The following is a 10232-nucleotide window of genomic DNA, read 5'->3' on the forward strand; positions in this document are numbered from 1 at the left end:
GGCCGAAGGCCGACGAGGGCGGGTGTACTTGGATCCCCCGGCGGATATGGAGGAAATCGTTCGGTCGGTGGTCACGAGCTGGTTACCGGAGCAGGAGTTACCCCACAACCCGCGGGACTTCAAGACTCCGAACTACGGGATGTCGTCGTTCGCCGACCTCTTCACCGACCGGCAATTGGTGGCGCTGACGACGTTCTCCGATCTGGTCGGGGAGGCGAGGGAGCAGGTGCTCGCCGATGCGCTCGCTGCCGGGATGGACCCCGGAGCGCCTCGACTCGCCGACGGTGGCACCGGTGCCCAAGCCTACGCGGACGCCGTGGCGACGTATCTGGGGTTAGCCATCGACAAGGCTGCCGACTACTGGAGTTCGAATTGCAGCTGGCACTCCTCACGGCAGGTGATCCGCAATGCGTTCGCTCGCCAAGCCATTCCGATGATATGGGATTACGCAGAGACAAATCCCTTTTCCGACTCGACCGGCAACTGGATTTCCGGCATCAATTGGATCCGAAAGGTCGTTGGCTCTTCGCCCACGGTATCACAGCGGGCGGCCGTAATCCAACAAGATGCAGCTAGAGACACGCCCCTCTTGTACAGGGCGGTCGTGGCGACCGATCCTCCCTACTACGACAACATCGGCTATGCCGACCTATCGGACTTCTTCTACATCTGGCAGCGTCGGACGCTCCGCGACATCTGGCCCGGTCTGTATCGCCGGGTCCAGGTGCCCAAGGACGAGGAACTCGTCGCCACGCCCTACCGCCACGGCGGCAAGGAAGCCGCAGAGCAGTTTTTCATGGAGGGCATGGGCCAAGCGCTTCGTAACATGCACACTGCGGGCGTCGACGACTTTCCGGTGACGATCTACTATGCATTCAAGCAGGCCGAAGTCGCCGAAGAGGGTCTGACCTCAGCCGGGTGGGCCACGTTCCTCCAAGGACTGTTCGACGCGGGCTACGTCATCCACGGCACGTGGCCCGTCAGGACGGAGCTCCCAAATCGCCCTATCGGTCTCGGTGCCAACGCGCTCGCCTCGTCCGTCGTGCTGGTTTGCCGGAAGCGGTCGGACGACGCGGTGGCCATCACGCGCAGGGAGTTCGTAGCCCGCCTACGGGCTAAGCTCCCCGACGCGCTCAAGAAGATTCGGGAGGGGGGTGTGGGTCCGGTGGACATGGCTCAGGCGTCGATCGGTCCCGGGATGGGTATATTCACGGCGGCGTCCAACGTGCTGGAGCCGGACGACTCCCCGATGACGGTGCGCGCGGCGATCGCGCTCATCAATCAGGTTCGGGACGAGATCTCGGGCGAGGAGGCGAGCGGCTACGACCGGGAGACGCGCTTCTGCATCGACTGGTTCGAGGTGTTCGGCATGGAAGAGGGCACGTCGGGTGAAGCGATCAACATGGCCCAAGGGTACGACATCGGGATCGACACTCTTCAGAAGGCTGGTGTGGTCAGCGCCCAAGCCGGGAAGGCACGACTGCTACGGCGTGACGAGTTGCCGGCCAACTGGAGCCCGGGAACCGACAAGCGCCTGACCGACTGGGAGTGCGCGCAGCATCTCGCGCGCGTGATTGAATCGCCGGACGGCGGCATGGACGCGGCGGCGCGGCTCTACTCGGCGATGGGGGCCGAGCGGGGCGACAACGCCCGCATGTTGGCCTACCGCCTCTACGACATCTGCGAGCGGACGAACCGGGCCGCAGAAGCGCAGGTTTGGAACGCGCTGGCGCAGGAATGGCCCGCGCTGGATGCCGCCCTTATCCGCGTCGAGGAGGAGTCGGGGCGGCGTCCGCCGGATAGCCAGGGCAGCCTCGGGCAAGGACTGGCCGGATGGGACGAGTGACGCTTACCCGAATGGAGAAGGTGCGATGAGCCACACGAAGCCCGAGAACCCCGCGTTCGCCGCCAAGGGGCGTGTCGAGCGCGGGCTGGAGGCGCTCCGCGTCACGCTCGGCATCTATGTCGAACGGAACATGAAGAAGCGGTACGGCGGCCGGTGGCGGCAGTACGCGAGCCGCGCGGGGGGAGGCCGGGCGGACGGCGAACTGGATGTCTACGCACAGCTGAAGACGGTGCTCGACCACTGGCGGGAGGTTTTCTCGGACGACGCCCGGCTGAGGAAGGCGAGAAGCTACGTCTCGCTCGCGATGGATGCCCGCAACAGCGCGGCGCACTTCGCGGGCCGGATGTCGGCCCGCGAGGCGATCCGCTATCTGGACGCGATGCGCGAGTTGGCGCTGGCGGTCGGCGGCGGCGCACAGGTCAAGGTCATCGGATCGCTCTACGACGAGCAGTTGGCCGAGGCGGGCAGCGAGCAAGCCGCCGAGCCCCGGCTCCCGGGGCTCGACGAGCCTCGCCCGCCCGGCCCGCTTCGCCCTTGGCGCGAAGTCTGCCAGCCACACCCGGACGTGCTCAGCGCCCGCTTCTCCGACGCCGAGTTCGCCGCGAATCTCGCGCTGGTCGATCAGGGCGAGGGGAGCGAGGAGTACGTGGATCCGGCCGCGTTCTTCCGCATCACCTACGCCACCGAGGGGCTCACCCGCGTCCTCACCTCTACGCTTGAGCGGTTGGCGGGCAAGGGCGGCGATCCCGTGATCGGGCTCCAGACCAATTTCGGCGGCGGCAAGACGCACACCATGCTGGCGCTCCACCATCTTGCGCGCGCTTCCGAGGACGGATACCGGCCCGAGGATCTGGCGGGCATGGCTCCGATCTTCGAGGCTGCGGGCGTCGCGAAGCTCGACCGGGTGTGCCGCGCCGTCTTCGTCGGGACGCACAAGGGCGCGGCGGAGGCGATGCACGCCGAGGACGGGCGCGAGATCCGCACGCTCTGGGGCTATCTCGCGTGGCGTCTAGGGGGCTGGGAGGCCGTGGACCGCATCGCGGATTCCGAGGCGGCCCGCACCAACCCCGGCTCCGAACGGATGATCCAGATCCTGCGCGGTGCGGCGCCTTGCATTGTCCTGCTGGACGAGGTGGTGGCGTTCGCGCGCCAGCTTCGCGGCCTCGAATACGACGCGTTCCACGCGTTCATGCAATCGCTGACGGAGGCCGCCGCAGCGGTGGACGGGGCCGTCGTAGTCGGCTCTCTCCCGGAGTCGGGAGCCGAGGTCGGCGACGAACAGGGCCTCAACGCGCTTCGCCGCCTTGAGAAGATCTTCGGCCGCGTCCAGTCCGCGTGGATGCCGGCGAGCGGCATCGAGACGTTCGAGATCGTCCGACGCCGGTTGTTTCAGCCGCTTGATCCGGCCGGGGAGAAGGTGCGCGACAAGACCATCCGCGCCTTCCGGAAACTCTACCGCGACAACCCGGCGGACTTTCCGGCGGAGGTCCGCGAACGGGGCTACGCCGAGGAGATGCGGCGGGCCTACCCGCTGCATCCCGAGATCCTGAGGCGCTTCTCCGGCGACTGGTCGGTGCTGGAGAAATTCCAGCGCACGCGCGGCATCCTGAAGATCATGGCCGACGTGGTCTACTCGCTTTGGCGCGGCGAGAGCCCCGCGCCGCTCATCACGCCCGCGATGCTGCCCTTCCACGACGCCAAGGTCCGCACCGCGCTCCTCGAACCGCTCGACCGCGCGTTCGGCCCGATCCTGCAATCGGAGGTCGATGGCGAGCAGGCGCACACGGCCAGGATCGAGGCGCGCCGCCCCCGGTTCTCGAAGACTCGTGCCGCGACGCGTTCCGCGCGCTCCGTGTTCTTTGCCACCGCGCCCCACGCGGGGGTCCGGCGCGGCGGCCTGACCGGGAGCGAACTGCGGCTGGCCTGCGCCCAGCCGGGCGATCAGATCGCGATCTTCGGGGAAGCGCTCGAGGAACTCGCGCGGCGGTCCGCCCATCTCTACCGCGACGGCGACAGCTACTGGTACTCGCCACAGCCTACGCTGAACAAGATCGCCGCCGACCGCGCACGCGATGTCGGCGACAGGGCCGCCGACGCCCGGATCGTCGAAGTCCTCCGCGACGAACAGCGCAACCGCGCCGGCTTCCATCGCGTCCACGCGGCCCCGGACAACCTGACCGACATCGAGGACCGCCGCGCAACCGCGCTGGTCGTCCTGCCTCCTTCGGCCTGCCACGATCCGGCTGCCGGTGCCGAATCGCCAGCGGTCGTGGCCGCCCGCGATGCGCTCGAACGACGCGGCAGCGGACAGCGAAGCTACCGGAACGCCTTGGTGTTCGTTGCCCCGGACGCCAGCAACATCGACGCGGCCCGCCAGAACGCCAAGCGCGAACGCGCTTGGCACTCGATTCTGAAAGACCCCGATCTCCGAGACAATCTGACCGGGGCGCAGACGAGCGACGCGGAGGCGCAGGCGAAGCGCAGCCGGGAGGCGCTGCTGCGAAGCATCCGCCAAGCGTGGGTCCACGTGCTCCATCCGGGTTCCCCCGGCGCGGAGGACGGCGCGGACGGGACGCAGCGGGGGTACGTCGTCCGCTCGACCCGGCTCATCAACCGGGGCGGTGCGAAGGGCATTCCGCAGGTTGTCTGGGACAAGGTATCGGGAGACGGCACCGTGATCGCCGAGATGGGACCGCAGAACCTCATCCAAAGCCTCTCGCCCGTGTGGCCCGACGACAGGCCGCAGGTACCCATCGCGACGATCCGCGACTGGTTCGCGTCCTACGTCTACATGCCACGCATCCGCGACGACGCGACGCTCTACCGAGCGCTCGAAAAGCTCATCGAGGATCTCGCCGAGCCCTATGTATTCGCCGCGGCGTTCGACGAGGACACAGGAACCTACGACGGCGTTAGGGAGGGCATCGTTCGCGTGGCGCGCGCGAGCGGTCTGCTCGTTCGCCGCGAAGCAGTCCCGTCTCCCGAACCGGAGCCCGGGGAGAGCGGAGCGGGCGAGGGCGAGACCACCGGGAAAGAGGAACCCGGGTCCGGCGAAACGGAGGAGGAGGCTGTCGAGAAGCCGCCAGCCCGGTTCTTCGCCAGCATCCCGGTCGAGCCGGACCGGGCCGGATTCGTGGTCGCCCGGATCATGGACGCGCTCCTCGTCGAGCTCACCCGTTCACCGGACTCCAACGTCCGCGTGACCCTCGATCTGGAAGGGAAGGCCGGGGAGAATGGCTATCCGAAGGATGTCGTCGACATCGTCAAGGCCAACGCCCGCGACCTCAAGATCGACGAAAACAACTACGGTTTCGAGATCTGATGACGAGCCTGTGTCAAAGGAGATGCTAAATGTCGAGAGGAGAACTTGTCCGGCTAGATCAGTCAGGGATCTTCGAATGGCCTTGGTCTTCGAAGTATGGTCTGCTGGTTGTGCGGGGTGCCGCCGGTGGCGGTGGTGGGGGTGGCGGCGCATTCTGCCTTGAAGGTTTGAATCTCTACGGTGCGGATGGAGGCGATGGCGGAGAGGGCGGTGGCGTGACGAGCGTCACGCACGGACAGAGCATCTATCTGGCAGCCGGCGGTGGCGGCGGCGATGGTGGTGGCGGTGGTGGGTTGCTGGAGGGGGGGAGGCCGGTCGTAGGCAAGCCCGGTAAAGGCTGCCGCCACGGCGATGGCGGAGAAGGCGGTCGTGGGGGAATTGTGCCACCTTCAGATGGTCGAATCGCATCGAACGGGGGTGACGGTGGGCGCGGGTTTCCGGGAGAGACGTTGATCGTCTCGCTTGGGGATCTTTCTGTTGGCGACCGGTTCGAGATCGGGATTGGAGGCGGTGGTGACGGCGGGCGAGGCGGAGCGGGGTTCGAGACAGGAAACGTCGGCAGCGCCGGCGGAGGTGGTTGGGTGGTTTTTGTTCCGCTGCAGGCGCACGACAAGGAGGATGATTGATGGTACAGGATGCCTCGGCGGAAACGGGAAGTGCGGGTGATCTGGGTGGTCTTGAAGGCCTCCCAGAGGCTGTGGACATCACGCGCTTCGGCGTTAGAGGAGATGGGTGCATGGTGATCGACCCAAGCAGTCATCCGCGGCGAATGACGTGGATTCCGAAGCGACGCGGCAACATCATGCGACAGTCGGCCCAGAGCGAACGCGGCAACGGTTCACCAGTGATCGTCCGACTGTTCGCGGAGGTAAGTGCACAGCGTGGTGCCATCGACTCGAAGTTGGATGCCTACAGCTCTCGGATCGCATACCTGCGGGATGAGGCGAAGCATGACGGCTACGGGCTTAACGAGGGTTCCGAGGGCGATTTCAAACGGTTTGTCAGGTTGCTACCTTACATGCGTAGGGGCGATTTGGTGCTGATGGACAACGGCAACCTGAGAGCGGTATGGAAAGACGAACACGGCGGGCGCTTGGGCTTGCAGTTCTTGGGAGGCAATATGGCGCAGTATGTGATCTTCAGGCGACGACAAACTGATCGCGGGATTTCCCGCGTCGCGGGATGCGATTCCTTGGAGGGGATCGGGCGGCAGATAGATGCCTTCGAGTTGCATTCCTTGCTTTGCGAATGAAGGGAACCGACGTGGCCGCAGACGATCACGTCGTCCGTTACGTCAAGCCGAGTATGGTCTTGGAGGATGGCACTCCTGACGGCTCGGGCTTTCGCTTGCGCACGTCCCGACCGGATGAGAGCGGGTTGTCGGTCAACTGGATGGAAGCTTTTGAGCCGCCGAAGACTCAACAGTTGAGCGGGGTGCGACGCCTTTTCCGCCTCAGCGTCCGTCCCAACGGACGATTCGCGGAACTTCATGTCGGAACGGTATTGCACAGAGTATCTGAAGAGCTGAACACCTTACGAATCCTTCATGATCCGCTCGATGCGGCTGATGGATTCGATGCTGACCCGTCGCATGCGGAGATGGTCGGTCTACCGCCAGGCCACTCGGACGAGGCGGCAATGGTAGGGGACATGATCGCCGAATGCGTTGTAGACATGCATCCGTCGATTGCTGCGGGCGATGACTGAGTAGGCGAGCTCGGCTACGACGAATGGATGCGCGCCAACCGGGAGTGTGCTGATTTCTGTGTAAATGGCCATGGAGTAGACTCTGGAAGCAGGAGGAGACCATGGCCGGGAAGAAGAAGGATGCAACCGAGCGGGAGGTGAACGAGCTTCTCGACAGCCTCATGGAGGGCCGCAGCCCGGAGGAGATCATGGGCGGCGGCGGGCTCTTGGACGCGCTGACGAAGCGTGTGATGGAGCGGGTGCTGGAGGGCGAGCTCACCGACCACCTCGGCTACGAGAAGCGCGCGCGGGAGGGCCACAACGGCGGCAACTCGCGCAACGGCCGTACGCGGAAGCGGGTGAAGACGGACACGTCGGAGTTCGAGATCGAGGTGCCGCGGGACCGCGATTCGACGTTCGATCCGAAGTTCGTCAGGAAGGGCCAGCGTCGGTTGGGCGGGTTCGACGAGAAGGTGATCGCGCTGTACGCGCGGGGCATGACGACGCGGGAGATCCAGGGCCACCTGAAGGAGCTGTACAAGGTCGAGGTCTCGCCGTCGCTGATCTCGTCCGTGACCGACGCGGTGCTGGACGACGTCAAGGCGTGGCAGGGCCGGCCGCTGGATGTGGTGTACCCGATCGTGTATCTGGACGCGATCCACGTGAAGGTGCGGTCCCGGGGCCACGTGCAGACCCACGCGGTCTACCTCGCCCTTGCCCTGAACCTCGAAGGCAACAAGGAGCTTCTGGGGCTGTGGGTGGGCGAGGCGGAGGGGGCGACGTTCTGGCTCTCGGTCCTGACGGAACTCAGGAACCGGGGCGTCGAGGACATCCTGATCGCCTCGATCGACGGACTCAAGGGCTTTCCCGAGGCGATCGAGTCGGTGTTCCCGAAGACGCAGGTCCAGCTCTGCGTCGTGCATCTGGTGCGCGGCTCGCTCCGGTTCGTCTCCTGGAAGGAGCGCAAGGCCGTCGCCCGGGACTTGCGGGCCATCTACCGGGCTCCGAGCCTTGAGGCGGCCGAGACGGCGCTGGAGGCCTTTTCAGAGCGCTGGGACGAGCGTTTCCCCGTGATCAGCCGGAAGTGGCGGGCGAACTGGGCGAACCTGACCCCGTTCTTCGATTATCCGCCCGAGATCCGCAAGGTCATGTACACGACGAACGCGATCGAGGCCCTGAACGCGCAGCTCACCAAGGTGACGAGGAAGCGCGGCGCGTTCCCGACCCCGGAGGCGGTCAGGAAGGTGCTGTACCTCGCGATCGACAGGGCCTCACAGCGCTGGACCCGGCCCGTTCAGGACTGGACCGCGGCTCTGAACCACCTGTCGATCGTGTTCGAGGGCCGTGTGCCCGTATGAGTGAGAGGGCCATTTACACAGAAAATCTGACACTCCCGCGCCAACCTAATCCAGCCACGCTCCAGCCGAGCATCTGCCCGCTCTTCCGGGCTTCCGCCGATCATGCACTACGCATCCACCCCGCCTCCGGGTTGTCCGTCGAGGATCAATACCCGGGTTTTTCCAGGGCCCCGACCCCCGCATCGGCCGCGATGACAGCTCCTCCTGCCGCTCACTGAGCATCCTGCCCCTCGCCATCGCCGTCCTCTCTCGCTGAGGTCCTTGTTCCCCTTCAATTTAAGCCATTGGATCCATCTGACCCTTTCCATCGTTCTCGCGCTCGTTCGACTGCCGAAGCAACGCATAAGCGGCCGCGAGCCCGCCGATGAGAACCACAACTTGCCCCATCTTGACAAAGGGTTCCAAGGCGATCGGAAGATCGGGAATTCGAAAGAAGACCCAAAAAACCCAGTGAACCCATGCACCGGCCAGTAGTCCCCAGAAACCGATTGCTAACGCAGTGCTGATCAGCCTTGACTTGGCCGACCGATGTTGTGCGCTTCGGGATCTTGTGAAAGCCCATACCAAAAGAGTCGTGCAGCTTATCAGTATGAATTGCACCGCCTTGCCCACGCCGGGAAAGTGTTGTAGCAGGTACGGCTGATCGAAGAGCACCCAAAGAATCCAGTGACCTATCCCTGAGATCGCTGCAAACCACAGGATGCCCTTTGCCCCAAGGCGAAGCAAGCGGCTTCGTAGCTTCCAGAGGGCCACGCGAGGGCCTCTGACCTGAAACGCGTCAAGAACTAACCGCCCGCCCGGAATCTTGAGAGCGGGCTGTATTACGGTTCGTTCCATGGACCAGTTGATTCCCTCAGCGAGCTGTTGACGGATGTCATGAATCACTTGGGTCGCCACATCAGGCTCTAAGCCCTCAAGCAGTTCGGCTCCTTCTCTCAATACCTGTTCCTGACTCGATCCCCTGTAGTGTTCTGCTAGATACTTCCATTGCGAGACGAGAGCGGTCTTGTCGACATCGGACTCCAGACCAGGAATCATGGGCAGCTTGGTGATCGTTTGGCGTGTCACTTCCTCCGTCACGACGGCCTGAACGAGTCCTGACAAAACGGCGTCCTTGTCTTCATCGTCTGGCAACCGCTTCGCCAATTCGTCACTCAGGAACTCCAAGATCTCCGGTCCCTTTGGACCGAGCACGTTGCGGGCCTCGGCCTCCTTCTCAGTGGTCCCTCGTTCTTCAGGATTGCCCAAGTCTTATCTCCCTCTCGATTGCAGGTTCTGGTAGCTCGTAGCCGCCGAAAAGTAACCTGCTGCGCCCCTTCACGAGTTGTGTGTCGTCCTCTCCGGCGAACTGTACACGTCCGCCTCCCAACACGAACGACTTGACCGAGCGGCCTCGGAGGCCCTCGATAGAGGCGACCCCACAGGTATTGAGGAGGTGACGGGCGAGCGAGGGCGAGACCAACCGGGAGCGAGGAAGCCGGGTCCTGCGAAACGCTGGAGGAGGCTGCCGAGAAGCCGCCAGGACATCTCTTAGCGAGCATTCCGGTCGAGCCGGACCGAGCCGGACTCGTGGTGGCCCGGATCATGGACGCGCTCCTCGTCGAGCTCACCCGCTCGCCGGGCTCCAACTTCCGCGTGAACCTCGATCTCGAAGGCCACACCGGAGAGCAAGGCTATCCGAAGGATGTCGTCGACGTCGTGAAGGCTAACGCCCGCGACCTGAAGATCGACGGGGAATCGTTCGGGTTCGAGCGGCGAAACCGTTATCCATGCGACCCAAACGAGGCGACACCAAGGGGTGGTCGGTGACCCGCGATAAGCACTGCGATTTCCCGCAATTCGACCCGTATTTCCGGCCTTTTCGATCAAGCGCGTCCCGAGACCGCCTAACGGCAGGAGTGGCAGATCGTGCAGCCCTGATTAGACTTACATGATCTCCCACCGTGATTCAGGCGTTTGATGATCCGCTGAAACACCGCGATTGGGCTCGCGCGAAGCGGCAGGCCGACGAGGCCGCCGC

8 protein-coding genes are annotated in these 10232 nt (G+C 64.6%); 7 read left to right on the top strand and 1 reads right to left on the bottom strand.

From position 1 onward, the window contains the following. The first annotated feature begins 46 nt into the window (after positions 1 to 46). From RN901_RS03035 to RN901_RS03060, 6 genes are all read left to right on the top strand, one after another. Positions 47 to 1846: a hypothetical protein gene (locus RN901_RS03035; protein WP_310755804.1), complete on the top strand. Its 1800-nt coding sequence runs from the start codon at positions 47 to 49 to the stop codon at positions 1844 to 1846. 25 nt (positions 1847 to 1871) lie between these two features. Continuing rightward, entirely contained in the window at positions 1872 to 5168 is a 3297-nt protein-coding gene (locus RN901_RS03040; protein WP_310755806.1) for a DUF499 domain-containing protein, read from the top strand. Positions 5169 to 5197: 29 nt separating this feature from the next. Continuing rightward, positions 5198 to 5794, top strand: a complete 597-nt coding sequence (locus tag RN901_RS03045) for a hypothetical protein (RefSeq protein ID WP_310755808.1) — start codon at positions 5198 to 5200, stop codon at positions 5792 to 5794. A 110-nt stretch (positions 5795 to 5904) separates the two neighbouring features. Beyond that, complete coding sequence (locus RN901_RS03050) at positions 5905 to 6420, top strand: hypothetical protein (RefSeq protein WP_310755810.1); 516 nt, start codon at positions 5905 to 5907, stop codon at positions 6418 to 6420. Positions 6421 to 6431: 11 nt separating this feature from the next. Then, complete coding sequence (locus RN901_RS03055; protein WP_310755812.1) at positions 6432 to 6875, top strand: hypothetical protein; 444 nt, start codon at positions 6432 to 6434, stop codon at positions 6873 to 6875. Positions 6876 to 6976: 101 nt separating this feature from the next. Further along, positions 6977 to 8212, top strand: coding sequence for an IS256 family transposase (locus RN901_RS03060; protein ID WP_310755813.1), 1236 nt, complete (start codon positions 6977 to 6979; stop codon positions 8210 to 8212). Between the two features lie 276 nt (positions 8213 to 8488). Here the strand turns inward: RN901_RS03060 and RN901_RS03065 are convergent, their stop codons facing one another. Next, the gene (locus RN901_RS03065; protein WP_310755815.1) at positions 8489 to 9460 is read right to left on the bottom strand and encodes a hypothetical protein; all 972 of its coding nucleotides are present in this window, start codon (positions 9458 to 9460) and stop codon (positions 8489 to 8491) included. 324 nt (positions 9461 to 9784) lie between these two features. Between RN901_RS03065 and RN901_RS03070 the strand changes: the two genes are divergently transcribed. Then, positions 9785 to 10021: a hypothetical protein gene (locus tag RN901_RS03070; protein WP_310755817.1), complete on the top strand. Its 237-nt coding sequence runs from the start codon at positions 9785 to 9787 to the stop codon at positions 10019 to 10021. Positions 10022 to 10232 lie beyond the last annotated feature (211 nt).

The sequence above is a fragment of the Candidatus Palauibacter soopunensis genome (assembly GCF_947581735.1).
Taxonomy (GTDB): Bacteria; Gemmatimonadota; Gemmatimonadetes; order Palauibacterales; family Palauibacteraceae; genus Palauibacter; species Palauibacter soopunensis.

Bases quoted from the DNA above. Each gene is read 5' to 3' on its own strand.
- RN901_RS03035 (WP_310755804.1), top strand. From the start codon at position 47: ATGGAGGAAATCGTTCGGTCGGTGGTCACGAGCTGGTTACCGGAGCAG.
- RN901_RS03060 (WP_310755813.1), top strand. From the start codon at position 6,977: ATGGCCGGGAAGAAGAAGGATGCAACCGAGCGGGAGGTGAACGAGCTT.
- RN901_RS03040 (WP_310755806.1), top strand. From the start codon at position 1,872: ATGAGCCACACGAAGCCCGAGAACCCCGCGTTCGCCGCCAAGGGGCGT.
- RN901_RS03045 (WP_310755808.1), top strand. From the start codon at position 5,198: ATGTCGAGAGGAGAACTTGTCCGGCTAGATCAGTCAGGGATCTTCGAA.
- RN901_RS03050 (WP_310755810.1), top strand. From the start codon at position 5,905: ATGGTGATCGACCCAAGCAGTCATCCGCGGCGAATGACGTGGATTCCG.